Raw genomic sequence first — 17,392 nt, 5'->3', positions numbered from 1 at the left:
CAGTCGGTCAACCGGCCGCGCCGCATGAACGACAACGCACACATGGAGTCATGGAACAAGTCGATGAAGTCGGACATGTATCACCGCCACCGCTTCGACAGTGATCGTTCGCTGCGCATGGCCGTCAACGACTACATCCAGTTCTACAACCACCAGCGCCTGCACTCGGCGCTTGGCTATCGATCACCGGTGGAGTTCGAGCAGTGCCGCTAGAGAATTGGTGTCCACTTTTTCGTAGGAACTGCCGCGGGCTTCTGCGTTTCGCGCGTCGCGGCGGTTACTGCAGGCTGAAAGCGACCGGCACCAGGCCATAGGCCTGCACGACCTGTCCGTTCTGCATGGCCGGCTTGAAGCGCCATGTCTTCAGCACGTGCTGAAGGGCGGCCCTGTCCAGATTGCGGTTGCCGCTGCTGGTTTCGATCGTCACGTCGGCGGGCTTGCCGTCGATGTCCACCAGTACCCGCAGGACGACCGTTCCTTCGATGCCGCTGCGCAGTTCATTGATCGGATAGCGCGGGGATGTCGCGCGGACGTATTCGAGCGTTGCCGATGGCAGCGGTCCGGTGCCCAGCGTCGTGCCGTCCAGGCCGCCATCGTCGATCACGGGCGCAGGGGTATCGACCGCGCGTTCGCTGCCCATGTCCACGATGATCGGAACGTCGACGATCTGCTTGTCCTCGACGGGTCGCACCACCGGGCTCGGCTCGACCGGCTTGGGCTTCAGCTTTTCTACGATTTCGGCTTCGACGGGCTTGGGTTCGATCTTTTCCTTCTCGTACCACTCGATGATGGTCTTCTGCTTTGCAGGCAGGGCGAGAGGTGGTGCCGCCATCGGCATCAGCAGCATGAGCAGGGCGGCGGCGTGGACTGCGATGGCGGCCGCGATGGCGGCGATGCGGCCGATGTCGATGCGGGTATCGGAACCGTGGGGTAGTGCGCGAACCATGATCCACCTCCTTGGGGGCTGTGAACGGAACAACGCTCGGCCGCAGGAAGTGGGGTTGCAACGTCCCCGCGCCGCAGTTCCAGACTGTACTCCGGCGGATGGCGCGCGCAAGAGGGGGTGGGCTTCGACCTTCGGCGTAGTCCTGGGATCCCGCCTCGGAACGAAAAACGGCGCCCCGGAGGGCGCCGTCTTCATGACGTCGGCGTGGACCTTACTTGCCCAGTTCGAACACCACGTCCAGGTTGATCGAGACGGTGGTTTCGCCCGGCGAGACCGGCGGGGCGCCCGAGGCGTCGCGGGCTTCCATCTTGGCCATCGCCATCATCGGCATCGGGCGGAAGCCACCGTTGCCCTCGGAGATGCTGACGATGCGGCGCACCTTCAGGCCCAGTGACTTGGCATAGGTCTCGGCACGGGCCTGGGCCTTCTTCAGCGCGGCCAAGCGGGCTTCGTCATAGACCGGCTCCGGGTTGTCGATCTCGAAGCTGGGGCCGTTGATCTGGTTGGCGCCCACGCCCGCCAGCGCATCCAGCACCTTGCCCAGCTTGGCGATGTCGCGGACCTTGATGCTGACGGTGTTGTTGGCCTGGTAGCCCGTGATCTTGGGGGCTTCGTTCTCGGCGTAGCGGTACTGAGGATTGAGGCTGATCCCGCTGGTCTGCACGTCCTTGTCGGCGATGCCGGCCGCCTTGATGGCGGCCACGACCTTGGCCATCTGCTCGCTGTTCTGGCGCATCGCGGTGTTGCCGTCGACCGCCTGGGTGACGACGCCGGCGGAGATCGAGGCGATGTCCGGCACGCGCGAAGCCTCGGCCTGCGCCGACACGTTGAGCAGAGTGCCTTCCGGCAGGGCGGCACCAACGCTGGCGAGGGTCTGGGCGGAGGAGGTCATGGCGGCAGTGGTTCCGAGGGACAGGGTCAGGGCGAGCAGCAAGGGGCGGAGCAGGGGCAGGCGCATGGGATCTCCTTTTCGTGTTGGGTGATGCGGCACCCGGTCGTCGACGACGCGCAGGGTGTTCACGATGACATGAACGCGCCGTGATCTGGCGCAGGGTTGGGTGGACCCGGCCGGCATCAGCGATCATTCAGTCAGGCGCCGCGGGTTATTCTTCCGCGATGCTCTATCTGGCTTCCCAATCCCCGCGCCGCGCCGAACTGCTGACCCGCCTGGGCCTGACCTTCGGGCGTATCGATCTCGACATCCCCGAGCACCGCCAGCCCGACGAGCCCGCCACCGACTACGTCCGCCGCGTCGCCCGCGAGAAGGCGGGTGCCGGCCTGCTGAAGGTCGTCGCCACCCCGGGCGCCGTGGTGCTGGGGGCCGACACCGAGGTGATCCTGGAGGACGAGGTCTTCGGCAAGCCCGTGGATGCCGCCGATGCCGCCGCCATGCTGCGCCGCCTGTCCGGGCGCACGCACCAGGCCGTCTCCGCCGTCTCGGTGGTCAGTGCCTCGCGCGAAGCACAGGCGCTGGTGGTCACCGACGTCAGCTTCGCCGACCTGGACGAGGACGAGATCGCCGCCTACGTCGCCAGCGGCGAGGCGATGGGCAAGGCGGGCGCCTATGGCATCCAGGGACGCGCCGAACAGTTCGTCACCCGCCTGGCCGGCAGCTACTCGGCGGTGATGGGCCTGCCGCTGCACGAAACCTCGAAGCTGCTGCGCGACTTCGGCATCCATCCATCGGCATCCGCCGCCACCGCGTCAGCCTGAGGGAAGGACCCCATGTCGGAAGAAATCCTGGTCAACGTCACTCCGCGCGAAACGCGCGTCGCGGTGATCGAAAACGGCATGCTGCAGGAACTGCACATCGAGCGCGGCTGGCGTCGCGGCGTGGTGGGCAACATCTACAAGGGCAAGGTGCAGCGGGTGATGCCCGGCATGCAGGCCGCCTTCGTCGAGGTCGGTCTCGACCGCGCCGCGTTCCTGCATGCGAACGACATCGTGCGCTCGTCGCCGGGCGCGGTGGTCGAGGGCGAAGAGGCGCCGCTGCCCGCGCCGCCGGCCGCTCCCATCATGGACCTGCTGCGCGACGGCCAGGACATCGTGGTGCAGGTGGTGAAGGACCCGATCGGCAGCAAGGGCGCGCGCCTGACCACGCAGATCAGCATTCCATCGCGCTACCTGGTGCTGTTGCCGCAGTCGAAGGTGATCGGCGTGTCGGCGCGCATCGAGGATGAGGCCGAGCGCCATCGCCTCAAGCAGGTCGTCACCGAACTGGCCGGCCTGCATGGCGGCCACGGCTACATCATCCGCACCAACGCCGAAGGCCAGCCGGCCGAGGCGCTGGCCGAGGACATCGCCTACCTGTCGCGCGTGTGGAACGTGGTCGAGCGGCGTGGCCGCGAATCGCCCTCGTGCAGCATCCTGTACGAAGACCTCAGCCTGCCGCTGCGTGCGGTGCGCGACCTGATCCGCAAGGACGTGGAGAAGGTCAAGGTCGACTCCAAGGAAACCCACGAACGCCTGCAGGCCTTCGTCGCCAAGTACATGCCGGTGCTGGCCGAACGCATCGAGCTGTACGGCGGCGAGCGGCCGATCTTCGACCTGTACGGCGTCGAGGACGAGATCGGCCGCGCGCTGGACAAGCAGGTGCCGCTGAAGTCCGGCGGCTACCTGGTGATCGACCAGACCGAGGCGATGACCACGGTCGACGTGAATACCGGCTCGTTCCTGGGCCAGCGCAACCTCGAAGAGACGGTCTACCGCACCAACCTGGAAGCGGCGCAGGCAGTGGCGCGCCAACTGCGGCTGCGCAACCTCGGCGGCATCATCATCATCGACTTCATCGACATGGATGATCCCGAGCATCGCCGCCAGGTGCTGCGCACGCTGGAGAAATCGCTGGCGAAGGACCACGCCAAGACCACGGTGTACGAGTTCTCGCCGCTCGGCCTGGTGGAGATGACCCGCAAGCGCACGGTGGAAAGCCTGGCCCGCCAGTTGTCCGAGCCGTGCCCGGAATGCAGCGGCCGCGGCAGCATCAAGACCACCGAAACCGTGACCTACGAGATCTTCCGCGAGATCACCCGCGCCGTGCGCCAGTTCGAAGCCGCGCGCCTGCTGGTGATCGCCTCGCCGAAAGTGGTCGCGCGCATCACCGACGAGGAGTCGACGGCAGTGGCCGAGCTGGAGGAGTTCCTGGGCAAGTCGATCCGTTTCCAGGCGGACGAGCAATACCTGCAGGAGCAGTTCGATGTCGTGCTGCTTTGAGGCCGGGATAGGAGATTGGGGATTCGGGATTCGTAGGCTCCGCCGCGGCCTGCTTTTCCGAATCCCCCATCCCCAATCCCCGATCCCGGCGAGCGCAGCGAGCTGATGCCCACGCCGCTGCGCCGCCGCCTGCGCCTGGCCCGCCGGGGTGCCGTCTATGGCATCGCGGTGGTGCTGGTGTGCATGGCCGTGGTGCTCGGCATCGCCAGCCAGGTGCTGCCGCTGGCCGAGCGGCATCCGGACCGCGTCGCGGCGTGGCTCAGCGAGCGCGCGGGCCGGCCGGTCGCCTTCGATGCGGTGAAGACGCAATGGACGCGTCGCGGGCCGCTGCTGCAACTCGATGGCCTGCGCCTGGGCGAGGGCGACAATGGCGTGCGCATCGGCCAGGCCGAGGTGCTGGTGTCGATGTATGGTGGCCTGCTGCCCGGCCGCTCGTTCACCGAGTTGCGATTGCGTGGCCTGTCGCTGACGCTGCAGCGCGGCGACGACGGCAAGTGGGCGGTGCGCGGCCTGCCCGGGCAGCAGCAGTCCACGGAAGATCCGCTGCGGAGCCTGGAGGGCCTGGGCGAACTGCAGGTGATCGATGGCAAGCTGGCGATCGTCGCGCCGTCGCTGGGCTGGGATATCCGACTGCCCGAGATCGACCTGCGCCTGCGCGTCGATGGCGACCGTGTCCGTGCGGGCACGCGTGCGTGGATCCGCAAGGACGCCGCGCCGCTGAACGTGGCGGTCGACTTCGACCGCAAGGCCGGCGACGGACGCGCCTACCTCGACGTATCGGCGGACGACATCGGCGTGTGGTCGCCGCTGCTGCGCTATGCCGGCGTGGTGGCCGAGCGCGGCAACGGGCGCGTGCAGGCATGGACGGAACTGCGCCAGCACCGGGTGGTGCTGGTGACCGCCGATGCTCGGCTGCGCCACGTCGGGCTCCAGGGAGCGCCGTTGCCGGAGTCCGCGGCGCCGACGCGCATCGCGTTCGAACAGATGGAAGGCCGCCTGCGCTGGCGACTGGTGTCGGGCGGCTGGCGGCTCGATGCGCCCCACCTGCGCGTCGGCACGGCGCCGGCCGTGCCGACGCTCGATGGCCTGGTGATCGCGGGTGGCGAGCGCTACGCCCTGCTGGCCGATCAGGTGGATGCGGCGCCGCTGTTCGCCGTGCTGGGCCTCAGCGACAAGGTCGATGCCGGCCTGCGGCGCTGGCTGGTGCAGGCACGGCCGGGCGCGCGCCTGGCGCGGCTGGAGCTGGCCGGGCGCAAGGACGGTGGGCTGCACGCGGAAGGACAGCTGCGCGACATCTCGTTCCGGGCCGTGGGCGATGCGCCCGGGCTCAGTGGTCTGGCCGGTGACTTCGATGGCGATGCCGATGGCTTCCGGCTGAAGCTGGATCCCGCGTCCGCAATGCGCTTCGACTGGCCCAGCGGCTTCGCCGTGGTGCATGACGTGCGCCTGCAGGGCGACGTGCTGGGTTGGCGTGAGGGCGCTGGCTGGCGGGTAGGTACCAGCGCGCTGCATGTGCAAGGCAAGGGATACGCCGCCGACGTGCGTGGTGGCATGTGGTTCCAGGGCGACGGTACGCGGCCGTGGATCGACCTGGCGGCGGATCTGGCGGACGCGCCGGTGCCGGTGGCGAAAGGCTTCTGGATCCACCACAAGATGCCGAAGGCGGCGGTCGACTGGCTCAACGGCGCACTGATCGGCGGCACCGTGCGCAACGGGCGCGCGATCGTCAGCGGCGATCTGGACGACTGGCCGTTCACCGACCACAACGGTCGCTTCGAAGCGGTGGCGCGCATCGAACACGGACAGTTCAAGTTCCAGCCGGAATGGCCGCAGTTGGAACAGGTCGACGCCGACATCGCCTTCATCGGCAACGGTTTCGGGCTGAAGGGGCGTGGTGCGCTCGCCGGGGTGGCGATTCCCGCATTCCAGGCCGGCATCGCCGACTTCGGCGACGGCGACCTGAAGATCACCGCGCGCACCGACACCGATGCCGGCCGCCTGCTCGCACTGTTGCGGCAGAGCCCGCTGCACAAGACCTACGGCGACACGCTGGACCACCTGCAGGCCAAGGGGCCGGTCGCGGCGACCTTCGACCTGCTGCAGCCGTTGCATGCCGACGAGCAGGCGCGCAAGAAACTGTCCGGCACCGTGGATCTGAAAGGCACGCAGCTGTCCGAGACGCGCTGGGACCTGGTGTTCGACAACGTGCGCGGCAAGGCGAAGTACGACGATGGCGGTTTCGCATCCGCGCCGCTCCAGGTCGTGCACGACGGCCAGCCGGGCGTGCTGGGGCTGCGCGCCGGCAGCGGCGTGCGCGATCGCAACCAGGCCTTCGAAGCCGACCTGGCCGCGGTCGTGGACGCGGACCGCCTGCTCGACCGTGCGCCCGAGATGGCGTGGTTGAAACCCTATATGGACGGTCGTTCGTCCTGGACCGTGGGCGTCACGATTCCGCGCACGCCGGCCGGCGCGGTGGCACCGCCCACGCAGCTCAGCCTGACGTCGGACCTGGTGGGCACCGCAATGAGCCTGCCGGCGCCGATGCGCAAGGCCGCGGCGACACCGCTGGCGACCACGGTGCGTGCACCGTTGCCGATGGGGAGCGGCGAGATCGACGTCGCGTTCGGCGATCTGCTGGCGCTGCGCGCGCGCAATGCCAACGGCGAGACCGGCGTGCGCGTGGTGCTGGGCAGCGACGAAGTGAAGAGCGCGCCGCCGCCGTCGGGCCTGGTCGCCACCGGCCGTACCGGTGCACTGGATGCGATGGAATGGATTGCCGTCGCGCGCGGTGGTGGCGGTGAAGGCGACGGCCTGTCGCTGCGCCATATCGACGTCACGGCCGAGCGGCTGCTGATGATCGGCTCCGTGTTTCCCGATACGCGCCTGCAACTTGCGCCCGCACAGCAGGCGCTGGCGGTGTCGCTGGACGGCGAGGCATTGTCCGGGGCCCTGCTCGTGCCCGATGCGAAGGGCGCGCCGATCGCCGGCAAGCTGGCGCGCGTGCATTGGCGCAAGGCGCCGTCAGGTGGCGTCGCGGCCGGCGATGCGGGCGCGCGGAGCGCCACCGACGACATCGATCCGGCGGCGGTGCCGCCGCTGTCGCTGGACGTCGAGGACCTGCGCTTCGGCGATGCGCGGCTGGGCACGGCCAAGCTGCGCACGCGGCAGCAGTCCGACGGCCTGTATGTGGACCAGTTGCAGCTGCGTTCGCCCGGCCAGCAGATCGATGTACACGGCCAATGGACCGGCACCGGCACTGCGGCGCGCACGCGTTTCGCGGCCGAGGTGAAGAGCGAGAACTTCGGCGTGCTGTTCGACGATCTGGGACTGGGCGACCGCGTCGGCGGCGGCCACGGCCAGGTTTCCGCCGATGCAGGCTGGGCAGGCAGCCCGGCGGCCTTCCGCTTGGCCGCGCTGGAGGGCAGCATGAAACTCGCCGTACGCGACGGCCATCTGCTCGAGGTCGAGCCGGGTGCAGGGCGCGTACTCGGCCTGCTCAGCGTGGCCGAGGTGCGGCGCCGGCTGATGCTCGATTTCAGCGATTTCTTCTCGAAGGGCTTCGCGTTCAACCGCATCGACGGCGATATCCGCGTCGGCGCCGGACTGGCACGCAGCGACAACCTGCTGATCGATGGCCCCGCGGCCGAGATCGCGATCCGCGGCGACACCGACCTGCGCAGCGAGCAGTTCGACCAGACCGTCGACGTCAAGCCGAAATCCGCCAACGTGCTCACGGCCGTCGGCGCGGTCGCCGGCGGTCCCATCGGCGCCGCGGTGGGCGCGGTGGCCAATGCCGTGCTGAAGAAGCCGCTGGCGGAAATGGGCGCCAAGACCTACCGCGTTACCGGCCCCTGGAAATCGCCCAAGGTCGAAGTGGTGGGGCGCGAGCAGTCGCGTGCACGCAACGACGAAGACCACACCGGCCGCGCCGGCGCCCCCTGACGCGCGCGGGCCCGGGGCGGCGCTTGCCGCGACCCGGTTCCGCCCCCATGGTAATGACATGACCCTGCCCATCTCGCTCGCCGAAACCCGCCTCCTCCTGCCTGCCGGCCTCGATCCGTCCGGTCTCGACCGCGCCTTCGGCACGCTGCTGGGTCCGGGCATCGATTTCGGCGACCTGTACTTCCAGCACGCCCGCCGCGAGAGCTGGACGGTCGAGGACGGCATCGTCAAGGACGGTGCGCACTCGATCGAGCAAGGCGTAGGCGTGCGCGCGATCTCCGGCGAGAAGACCGGGTTCGCCTACTCCGACGACATCAATGCACAAGCGCTGCTGGGTGCGGCGAAATCCGCACGTGCGATCGCCCGCGACGGCGCGGCGCATGCGCCGCGCGCGCTGGTGCGCAGCGGCGGTCGCGCCCTGTATGCCGGCGACGATCCCATCGACGCGATGGGCAACGACGCCAAGGTCGACGCGCTGCGTGCGGTCGACCGCTTCCTGCGTGCGGCCGATGCGCGCGTGCAGCAGGTCACCGTCAGCCTGTCCGGCGGTATCGACACCGTGCTGGTCGCGCGCAGCGACGGCGTGCTCGCCTCCGACGTGCGCCCGCTGGTGCGCTTGAACGTGCAGGTGATCGTCGAGCAGAACGGCCGCCGCGAATCGGGGTATGCCGGCATGGGTGGACGCTACGGCTATGCCGAGCTGTTCGCCGACGGCAAGCCGGAAGACCTCGCACGCGAAGCCTTGCGCCAGGCGCTGGTGAACCTGGAGGCGATCGATGCGCCGGCCGGCGTGATGCCGGTGGTGCTCGGCAGCGGCTGGCCGGGCGTGCTGCTGCACGAGGCCGTCGGCCACGGGCTGGAAGGCGACTTCAACCGCAAGGGCACCAGCGTGTATGCGGGTCGCATCGGCCAGCAGGTCGCGTCGAAGGGCGTCACCATCGTCGACGACGGCACGCTGCCGGGTCGCCGCGGCTCGCTCAACATCGACGACGAAGGCACGCCGACCAACTGCACCACGCTGATCGAGGATGGCGTGCTGGTCGGTTACATGCAGGACACCCACAACGCGCGTCTGATGGGCGTGGCGCCCACCGGCAACGGTCGCCGCGAATCGTTCGCCCACCTGCCGATGCCGCGCATGACCAACACCTACATGCTCTCCGGCCAGCACGACCCGCAAGACATGATCCGCTCGGTGAAGAAAGGCCTGTACGCGGTGAACTTCGGCGGCGGGCAGGTCGACATCACCAGCGGCAAGTACGTGTTCTCCGCCACCGAGGCTTACCTGATCGAGGACGGTCGCATCACCGCGCCGGTCAGGGGCGCCACGCTGATCGGCAACGGCCCGGAGACCATGCAGAAGGTGAAGATGGTCGGCCACGACCTGGCGCTCGACCAGGGTGTCGGCGTGTGCGGCAAGGACGGCCAGAGCGTGCCGGTCGGCGTGGGCCAGCCGTCGTTGCTGATCGAAGGCCTGACGGTGGGCGGCACGAAGGCGTGAGCCGCCCAGTGCTCTCCTTCTCACTCCGGGAGAAGGTGCCCGCAGGGCGGATGAGGGTGCGGCGGAGTCCACGCGGCAGGCGCATCATGGACTCCGCCGCACCCTCACCCCAACCCCTCTCCCGGTGGGAGAGGGGCTAGTGTGCGTCGTCTTCGTCAGCGTCCCTGGCATCGGACGAGAGCAGCAGCTCGCGCAGCTCCCGGAACAGGTCGCGGAAGGCACGCGGCGGCTTGTTCTTCGCTTTTTCGTCGATCGCGTTGCGCACCAGTTGGCGGAGCTTCTGGCGGTCGGCGGTGGGAAACGCGTCCAGCAGGTCGGCCAGCGCCTGGTCGCCATCGGCCAGCAGGCGGTCGCGCCACTGTTCGGCCTGGTGCAGCAGGGCGGTCTCGCGGCGCGCCGCTTCGCCGCCTTCGTCCATCGCATCGCGGATCGCTTCCAGCACCTCGTCTTCCTCGCGCCGCATCTGCTTGGCGAGGAACTGCAGCTGGCGTTTGTGCGCGATGTGCGAGGTGATGCGCTGCGTTTCGACGATATGCGGCATCAGGTCCTCGGGAATCGGCAGGCGCGCCAGCTGTGCGGCCGGCAGCGCGACCAGTTTCTCGGCCAGGCTGCGGATCTCCAGCGCTTCGCCCCGTTGCTGGGTACGGCTGGGACTGAAGAATTCGCCGGTTTCGGGGTCGCGTCCGCGCATGGTGAAGCCTCTTTCTCGCTCCCGCTGCGTCGCGCGGGGGCCTGGACTAATACCGATCCTGCGCCTGGGCGCGGATCACAGGACACAAGGATAAAGCATTGAACGCCACCGCCCTGACTTCTTCCGACGACAGCCTCGCCCGGCTCGACCGCCTGGAGGCGCTGTCCCGGCGCCTGCTGGAGCGCGCGCGCGTCCATGGCGCCACCCAGGCCGAAGTAAGCTGCAGCGAGGAAACCGGCCTCAACGTCAACGTGCGTCTGGGCGACGTGGAGACGGTGGAGTCCACCCGCGATCGCGGGATCGGCGTCACCGTCTACTTCGGCCAGCGCAAGGGCAGCGCGAGCACCGCCGACCTGCGCGAAGAGAGCCTGGAGGCCACGGTGGTGCAGGCCTGCGCCATCGCGCGCTACACCGAGGACGACGACGCCTCCGGCCTGGCCGACGCGGCGCTGATGGCGTCCGATTTCCCCGATCTCGACGTATGGCATCCGTGGGCGCTGGAGATGGACCACGCGGTCGACCTGGCGCTGGCCTGTGAAGCGGCGGGACGCGATGCCGATGCGCGCATCGAGAACTCCGACGGCGCCTCCGTCGGCAGTGGCGAAAGCCTGTCGGTGTACGCCAACTCGCACGGGTTCATCGGCCGCGAGCGCGAGACCCAGCACACCATCGGCTGCGCGCTCATCGCCGGCCAGGGCGACGGCATGCAGCGCGATGGCTGGTACAGCACGGCGTTGTCGCACCTGGAACTGGACGATCCGGCATCGATCGGCCGCAAGGCCGCCGAGCGCACGGTGTCGCGCCTGCAGCCGCGCTCGCTGGCGACGGGCGAGTACCGCGTGCTGTTCTCGGCGGAAATCGCGCGCTCGCTGGTCGGCCATCTGCTCGGGGCAGTCTCCGGCGGCGCGCTGTACCGGAAGGCCAGCTTCCTGCTCGACCACGTCGGCCAGCGCATCTTCCCGGACTGGTTCGCCATCGAGGAGCTGCCGTTGCTGCCGCACGGCTTGCGCTCGGCCGCCTTCGATGCCGAGGGCGTGGCGACGAAACGCTCCCACCTGATCCGCGACGGCGTGCTGGAACGTTACGTGCTGGGCAGCTATTCGGCGCGCAAGCTCGGCCTGCAGAGCACCGGCAATGCAGGCGGCGTCCACAACCTGCAGGTCAAGGCCAATGCGGGTGGTCTGGAGGAGTTGCTGGCGGGCATGCGCACCGGCCTGCTGGTCACCGAGCTGATGGGGCAGGGCGTGAACGGCGTGACCGGCGACTATTCGCGGGGTGCGGCCGGGTTCTGGGTCGAGGACGGCGTGCTGGCCTACCCGGTGGACGGCATCACCGTCGCCGGTAACCTCAAGGCCATTTTCTCGGGTATCGAAGCCGTGGGCCGCGATGTCGATCGCCGCTCCCATGTCGGGGTCGGGTCCATCCTGGTCGGGCGGATGACGGTCGCGGGCGAGTAGCAGCCGTCATGCGTCGCGGTCATGTGACCCGTCGCGACATCGATTCCCGTTATGCTTGGCGCGCGGAGTCTGCGGCGGAGCCGTGGTACTCGACAGCCCTACCAACCATTCTCGGGGAACCCTGCATGAGCGAATTCGATAACGTCACCGCACCGCCGCCGCCGACCGCGGGCGACGCACCTCAGGATCAGCGCACGATGTCGCTGCTGGCGCACCTGCTGGGCATCATCACCGGTCCGATCGGTGCGCTGATCATCTGGCTGGTCAGCAAGGACGATGCCTCCAAGGGTTTCGTCGTCGACCAGTCCAAGGAAGCGCTGAACTTCCAGATCACGGTATTCATCGCGATCGTCATCTCCTGGATCCTCGCCTTCGTGCTGATCGGCCTGCTGCTGATGCCGCTGGTCGGCATCGCCAACCTCGTGCTGTGCATCATCGCCGGCATCAAGGCCAACAACGGCGAGTCCTACCGCTATCCGTTCGCCCTGCGCCTGATCAAGTAAGCGATCGTCGCGTGGAAGGAAAAAGCCCGGCATCGCCGGGCTTTTTTCTTGCCGTCGTTCAGTGGCTGCGATGGATCGCCAGGTCGCCGAGCGCGCGCAGCGCGTCGGCGCGACTGTCGTAGGGTGCCAGCGCCTCGCGCATGCGCACATCCAGTTCCGCGAGCTTCGCTTTCGCACCCTCCATGCCCAGCAGTGCCGGATACGTCGACTTGGCCTGCGCCACGTCCTTGCCGGCGGTCTTGCCCAACTGGTCCGAACTGCCCTCGATATCGAGGATGTCGTCGCGCACCTGGAAGGCCAGGCCCAGCGCGGTGGCGAAATCGTCCAGCCGCGCCTGCGTGGCGATATCCGCGCCGCCGGCCAGCGCGCCCATGCGCACCGCCGCGCGGATCAGGGCGCCGGTCTTCAGCGCATGCATCCGCTGAAGATCGTCCAGCGACTGCTGCGACCCGGTGGCATCGATGTCGAGGGCCTGGCCGCCGCACATGCCGGCGGCGCCGGAGGCCTGCGCCAGTGCGGCCAGCCAGTCCACGCGCAACGTCGCGTCGACCTCGGCCGTGGCCAGCTGTTCGAACGCGAGCGTCTGCAGCGCATCTCCTGCGAGGATGGCGGTGGCTTCGTCGAAGGCGATGTGCACGGTCGGCTTGCCCCGGCGGAGATCGTCGTCGTCCATCGCCGGCAGGTCGTCGTGCACCAGCGAATAGGCATGGACCAGTTCGACCGCGAGGGCGGGCGCATGCAGAGAGGCTTCGTCCGCGTCCAGCAGCGCACCGCTGGCGTACACCAGCAGGGCACGCATGCGCTTGCCGCCGCCGAGCACGGCGTGGCGCATGGCGGCATGCAGGCGCTGCGGTGCGTCCTCTGCCGGCGGCAGGGCGCAATCCAGGCGATCTTCCAGCGCCGCCGCCCAGGCGGCGAAACGCGGATCAGCGGCCATCGGGTGCGGGTGCGAAGGCTTCGCCGTTCCCGGGCTGTTCCGGATCGCTGAGCAGGCGGACGCGCAGTTCGGCCTGTTCCAACGCCGTCTGGCATTGCCGGTACAGGCCGACGCCGCGTTCGTACGCGGCGAGGGAGGCTTCCAGGCTCAGGTCGCCGTGTTCCATCTTCTCGACCAGGTGCTCGAGCTCGTCCAGCGACTGTTCGAAATGGGCGACGGGTGAGGCGTCTGCGGGGGTCTTCTTTGCCATGCGGCAAGTGTGGGGATCGCCCGCGGCCAGGTCAAACGCGGTGCGTGTTCAGCCGCGGCGCCAAATCAGGCGGGCGTCCCGTTGGCGCAACCAGGCATCGGCAGCGGCCGACAGGACCAGGTCGCCTGCCGCCCACAGCGTGTCGCCTTGCCAGAGCAGCGGCAGCTGTCGACGTTCCCATGGGGGCACGCCCAGCGACTGCAGTACGTCCTTCAGCGCGTGGCGGTGGTCGCGCCCAGGCAGGACGACACGCTCGCCGCCGTGGCGCGCAGCGAGGCGCAATGGCGGATCGAAACGTGCGCCGTCGCCCTGCAACTCCAGCGTGCCGCCATCGGGCAGCAGGCACGGCGCGGCGCCGTCCCAGTCCGTCTGCCAGCTCTCCGGCAAGGCCGGACGAAGCCGCTCGGCGTGCAGCAGTCCGCGCCAGCGCCGGATGACCGCACCTTGCCACGCGAATTCGGCCTGCGCGTCGCTGCGCGCGTCCAGCAGCTGCGTGTCGATCTGCACCACGCCCTCTGCGGGCAACGGGGGCAACGACAGCGTCCTGATCCAGCTGCGCAGCGCACGTGCACACCGAGCAGCGCCCGCATCGCGCAACGGCGCGACCTGGAGGGCAGCGGGATCGGCGGTCGCAGCACTGGCCAGCAGTTGATGGTCCTGTCGCGCCAGCAGGCCGCTGGCTTCGTCGCTCAGCGAGGCACTGCGCGCGAACGCCGCATCCGTGTGCGGCCAGCGCTGTCGCAGCAACGGCAGCACGTCGAGTCGCAGGAAGTTGCGGTCGGCCTCCGTGCGCCCGTTGCTTGGGTCTTCCACCCACTGCAGCGCGTGCGCCTCCGCGTAGTCCCGCACGGCAGCGCGTGCGGTGTCCAGCAAGGGGCGCCACAGCCATCCGGGACCGAACGATCGCCACGGCCGCATCGCGGCCAGTCCATCCGGACCCGAGGCGCGCAGTGCGCGCAGCAGGAACGTTTCCGCCTGGTCATCGCGGTGATGGGCGAGGGCGATGATGTCGCCTGCCTGCATCACGTCGATGAAGGCCTGTCGCCGCGCGTGCCGCGCGGCCGCTTCGAGGCCCTCCCCGCGCGTGGTGTCCACCCGTACGCGTCGCACCTGCAAGGGCACCTCAAGCGTCGCGCACAGCGCTTCGCAATGGCTGGCCCACGCATCCGCGTCCACCTGCAGACCATGATGCACGTGGACCGCGCACAAGCCGTGGACGCGGATGACGGGGTCGTGTGCGAGCCGGTGCAATAGCACCGTGGAATCCATACCGCCGCTCAACGCCACCCACACGCGTCCCGTAACGGGGGAGGCGGAGAAATCCAGGGCGGGGATATCCGGATGAGGCATGCGCCCATGCTAGCGGCGATGCGCGCGATGTGCAGCCGGTCACACCCTGCGAGCCACGACGCGTTGACGGTGTCTGAACCGGTATCCGGCGACGATACCGGAGCTACCGATACGAAGGAGAACGCATGACGGCTTCGACCGCCACCCCCGCTGTGCAGGAAACCCGGCGCCAGCACGCACTCGATCGCTACCACATGGTCGACAGCCTGCCGGCCACGGTCTACGACGACTTGGTGAATGTCGCCGCCACGCTATGCGGCACGCCGATCGCCGTGGTGTCGCTGATCGACCGCGACCGCCAGTGGTTCAAGGCGCGCGTCGGACTGGATGGGCATGAGACCACGCGCGATACCGCCGTCTGCGACCACGCGATCCGCCAGCCGGACGAGCTGCTGGAAATCCAGGACCTCAGCGAGGACGCGCGCTTCAATGGTTTTCCGATCGTCACCGGCGAGGTCAAGGCGCGCTTCTACGCCGGCATGCCGCTCGTGACCGGACAGGGCGAAGCCCTCGGCACGGTGTGCGTCGTCGACACGCAGCCGCGCCGGCTCAGTGGGCAGCAGAAGGCGTCGTTGCGCTCGCTGGCGCGGGTGACGATGGCACTGCTGGATGCGCACCGCGCGCAACACGAAGCGCAGGTCTTGGCCGCGCTGAAGCACGATTCCGCCGCCGTCCCCGATGTTTCGGGCACGGCGACGGCGACTGGTTCCGCCTACGCCGTGGCGATCATCGAGCTGCAAGGGATGGCCGAAGCGGCACGCCGGCTCGGCGACCGCGCGCTGGAGCGGAAGCTGCAGGGACTGGCGCCCGAGTTCGAAGCCTGCTTGGCGTCCGGGCAGGGCGATCATGTCGACCGTGTCACCGACAGCCCCGAGTACGTCGCGCTGCTGCATGGTGATGGACTGGATGCCCGCGTGCAGGCGTTGCGACAGGCCGCGCAGAAGGCGGGTCGGCGCGAAGGTCTGTCCTTGCTGGTCGGCACCGCGACCGCGACACCGGGCGAGGCCATGCACCTGGTCTACCTGCGGGCCGAGGACGACCTGAGCCTGCAGAAGGACGCCGCGGCGAGCGACCGCGCTGCGGCTTGAGGCGTCGCTCCCGCGGCCACGGGAGAGCCTCCATGGCGATCAGCGATGGCGGGCAGCAGGCGCGCGTGCGCAGTGCCGCGAACTGCGGCATGCTCGCCGTCTGACCGGTCCGTCATGGGAGCAGCATGTCTCGCCTGCGTCGTTGCATCGTGCGTGTGTTGGTGGTGTCGCTGGTGCTCATCCCCGCAGTTTCACTGGCGATGTACGCATTCAATCCCTTCGGCGCCCGCTCGCTGGATCCCCGACAACGCATCCTGGGGCACGGCCTGTATCGCGTGCCCTCGTCCAGCATGCTGCCCGGCATCGTGCCGTAGCAGGTCCTGCTGACCCGTGCGGGCTATTACACGAAGCATGCGCCGCTGCGCGGCGACGTGGTCACGCTGTTCGTGCCCGAGCATGAAGGCCAGGTGTGGTTGCAGCGTATCGTCGGCCTGCCGGGCGAAACGCTGAGCATCGTCGATGGCAGGGTGCATATCGACGGTGTCGCGCTGGATGAGCCCTACGTCGCCGCCGGGAACGTCAGCATGGAGTATTCGCTGGCCTTCCCACCGACCCGGGTGCCGGCAGGGCATTACTTCATGATGGGCGACAACCGCGACAACAGCATGGACAGCCGGTTCCAGCCGATGACGAAGCGCGAGGACATCACCGGCAAGGTCGTCGGCCGGCTGTTCTGACCCGGCCTAGGCCTGCGGCAACGCCGCCAGTTCCCGCTTCGCCACGTCGATCCAGTCGCGTTGCTCGCGCTGGTAGTAGCGCGGCGCGGCGTCGGAGCGGTCGAGGATTTCCTGGAACACACTGCGTGCGCGGGCATGCTCGCCCTGGCGCTTCAACAGCAGACCGAAACGGGCGCGTGCCTCTTCGCCCGGATAGCCCTGCACCACGGCTTCGTATTCGTGGATGGCCGCCGCCGCGTCGGCGGTATCCTCGACCGCGCGTGCGTACAGCAGGTGGCCGTCGGCGGAGCGGAAGCCCGGATTCGCGGCGATCAGCGCATCCAGCGTCGCGCGCGCCTGAGCGGAGTCGCCCAGCCCGAACTGCGCCTTTGCCAGCCCCAACATCAGGTCGGGGTCGGTCGCATACAGGCCTTTCAACGCCTGCTCGTAAAGCTCCGACGCATGCGCGTAGTCGCCGCTGCGCAGGCTTTCCTCGGCCAGGCGCCGGCGGTTCTCCGGCGTATCCGCGGCCTTCAGCAGCTTGGCCGCATCGCGGCGGTCGCGGTCCGGGTCGATGCGATTACGCACGTTGCGCACCGTGCGGCGTGCCGACGGGTGGTGACGCAGTTCGGGCAGAACCTCAGCGATGAAGTAGACGATGGCCGAGAGGAACGGAAACACCAGCAGGATGAAGACCCAGTAGAGCGGACGCCCCGTACGCACCACGTGCACGCAGCATGCGATCTGTACGGCGTAGGTCAGCAGCAGGAGTGGGCTCATGGGGAGGTAGGGTGCCGGCGGAGCGCCAAGCATCGTCGATCCGCATGATCGGCGCCAGCGCGGGGACGCGCGCGGTAC

Annotated in this window: 17 protein-coding genes; 10 read left to right on the top strand and 7 right to left on the bottom strand. The window is 68.8% G+C overall.

The features are described 5' to 3' along the window. Nucleotides 1–213: integrase core domain-containing protein (locus AC04MD_RS19745; protein ID WP_475498912.1), on the top strand; the 213-nt coding region annotated here is incomplete at its 5' end. 64 nt (nucleotides 214–277) lie between these two features. On the opposite strand, the gene AC04MD_RS19740 is transcribed toward AC04MD_RS19745, so the two are convergent. Both AC04MD_RS19740 and AC04MD_RS19735 read right to left on the bottom strand, forming a co-directional pair. Next, nucleotides 278–946, bottom strand: a complete 669-nt coding sequence (locus AC04MD_RS19740; protein ID WP_475498911.1) for an energy transducer TonB — start codon at nucleotides 944–946, stop codon at nucleotides 278–280. Between the two features lie 211 nt (nucleotides 947–1,157). Further along, the gene (locus tag AC04MD_RS19735) at nucleotides 1,158–1,904 is read right to left on the bottom strand and encodes an SIMPL domain-containing protein (RefSeq protein ID WP_475498910.1); all 747 of its coding nucleotides are present in this window, start codon (nucleotides 1,902–1,904) and stop codon (nucleotides 1,158–1,160) included. 158 nt (nucleotides 1,905–2,062) lie between these two features. Between AC04MD_RS19735 and AC04MD_RS19730 the strand changes: the two genes are divergently transcribed. The 4 genes from AC04MD_RS19730 to tldD all read left to right on the top strand — a co-directional run bounded on the left by AC04MD_RS19730 (nucleotide 2,063) and on the right by tldD (nucleotide 9,602). Beyond that, entirely contained in the window at nucleotides 2,063–2,659 is a 597-nt protein-coding gene (locus AC04MD_RS19730; RefSeq protein WP_475498909.1) for a Maf family protein, read from the top strand. A 12-nt stretch (nucleotides 2,660–2,671) separates the two neighbouring features. Beyond that, nucleotides 2,672–4,159 carry a ribonuclease G gene (rng, locus tag AC04MD_RS19725; RefSeq protein ID WP_475498908.1) on the top strand — a complete coding sequence of 496 codons (1,488 nt, stop codon included), beginning with the start codon at nucleotides 2,672–2,674 and terminating at the stop codon, nucleotides 4,157–4,159. Between the two features lie 105 nt (nucleotides 4,160–4,264). Further along, a complete protein-coding gene (locus tag AC04MD_RS19720) occupies nucleotides 4,265–8,101 on the top strand; it encodes a YhdP family protein (protein WP_475498907.1) in 3,837 nt (1,278 codons plus the stop codon). 58 nt (nucleotides 8,102–8,159) lie between these two features. Beyond that, nucleotides 8,160–9,602 (top strand): metalloprotease TldD, encoded by a 1,443-nt coding sequence (gene tldD / locus AC04MD_RS19715; RefSeq protein ID WP_475498906.1) that lies wholly within the window; start codon nucleotides 8,160–8,162, stop codon nucleotides 9,600–9,602. 136 nt (nucleotides 9,603–9,738) lie between these two features. Here the strand turns inward: tldD and yjgA are convergent, their stop codons facing one another. After that, on the bottom strand, nucleotides 9,739–10,293 hold the full coding sequence (yjgA, locus tag AC04MD_RS19710) for a ribosome biogenesis factor YjgA (RefSeq protein ID WP_475498905.1): 555 nt from the start codon (nucleotides 10,291–10,293) through the stop codon (nucleotides 9,739–9,741). Nucleotides 10,294–10,391: 98 nt separating this feature from the next. Between yjgA and pmbA the strand changes: the two genes are divergently transcribed. Together pmbA and AC04MD_RS19700 are read left to right on the top strand one after the other, a co-directional pair. Further along, nucleotides 10,392–11,750, top strand: a complete 1,359-nt coding sequence (pmbA, locus tag AC04MD_RS19705; RefSeq protein WP_475498904.1) for a metalloprotease PmbA — start codon at nucleotides 10,392–10,394, stop codon at nucleotides 11,748–11,750. Nucleotides 11,751–11,875: 125 nt separating this feature from the next. Continuing rightward, nucleotides 11,876–12,253 (top strand): DUF4870 domain-containing protein, encoded by a 378-nt coding sequence (locus AC04MD_RS19700; protein WP_475498903.1) that lies wholly within the window; start codon nucleotides 11,876–11,878, stop codon nucleotides 12,251–12,253. 58 nt (nucleotides 12,254–12,311) lie between these two features. Here AC04MD_RS19700 and AC04MD_RS19695 read toward each other — a convergent pair whose 3' ends face one another. The 3 genes from AC04MD_RS19695 to tilS are packed head-to-tail and all read right to left on the bottom strand — an operon-like array spanning nucleotide 12,312 to nucleotide 14,790. After that, nucleotides 12,312–13,190: a polyprenyl synthetase family protein gene (locus AC04MD_RS19695; protein WP_475498902.1), complete on the bottom strand. Its 879-nt coding sequence runs from the start codon at nucleotides 13,188–13,190 to the stop codon at nucleotides 12,312–12,314. Next, nucleotides 13,180–13,440 carry an exodeoxyribonuclease VII small subunit gene (locus AC04MD_RS19690; protein ID WP_475498901.1) on the bottom strand — a complete coding sequence of 87 codons (261 nt, stop codon included), beginning with the start codon at nucleotides 13,438–13,440 and terminating at the stop codon, nucleotides 13,180–13,182. Before AC04MD_RS19690 ends, AC04MD_RS19695 begins: the two co-directional genes overlap by 11 nt. Nucleotides 13,441–13,488: 48 nt before the next feature. Further along, a complete protein-coding gene (gene tilS / locus AC04MD_RS19685; RefSeq protein ID WP_475498900.1) occupies nucleotides 13,489–14,790 on the bottom strand; it encodes a tRNA lysidine(34) synthetase TilS in 1,302 nt (433 codons plus the stop codon). 125 nt (nucleotides 14,791–14,915) lie between these two features. Here tilS and AC04MD_RS19680 point away from each other — a divergent pair, with 125 nt between their 5' ends. From AC04MD_RS19680 to lepB, 3 genes are all read left to right on the top strand, one after another. Then, entirely contained in the window at nucleotides 14,916–15,878 is a 963-nt protein-coding gene (locus AC04MD_RS19680) for a GAF domain-containing protein (RefSeq protein WP_475498899.1), read from the top strand. 125 nt (nucleotides 15,879–16,003) lie between these two features. Then, nucleotides 16,004–16,192 carry a hypothetical protein gene (locus tag AC04MD_RS19675; RefSeq protein ID WP_475498898.1) on the top strand — a complete coding sequence of 63 codons (189 nt, stop codon included), beginning with the start codon at nucleotides 16,004–16,006 and terminating at the stop codon, nucleotides 16,190–16,192. Between the two features lie 6 nt (nucleotides 16,193–16,198). Then, nucleotides 16,199–16,555, top strand: a complete 357-nt coding sequence (lepB, locus tag AC04MD_RS19670) for a signal peptidase I (RefSeq protein WP_475498913.1) — start codon at nucleotides 16,199–16,201, stop codon at nucleotides 16,553–16,555. 6 nt (nucleotides 16,556–16,561) lie between these two features. Here lepB and AC04MD_RS19665 read toward each other — a convergent pair whose 3' ends face one another. Next, nucleotides 16,562–17,314, bottom strand: a complete 753-nt coding sequence (locus tag AC04MD_RS19665; RefSeq protein WP_475498897.1) for a tetratricopeptide repeat protein — start codon at nucleotides 17,312–17,314, stop codon at nucleotides 16,562–16,564. Between the last annotated feature and the right edge of the window lie 78 nt (nucleotides 17,315–17,392).

The organism is Pseudoxanthomonas sp. LjRoot206, assembly GCF_056175725.1.
This window is presented reverse-complemented; position numbering and strand designations above follow the sequence as displayed.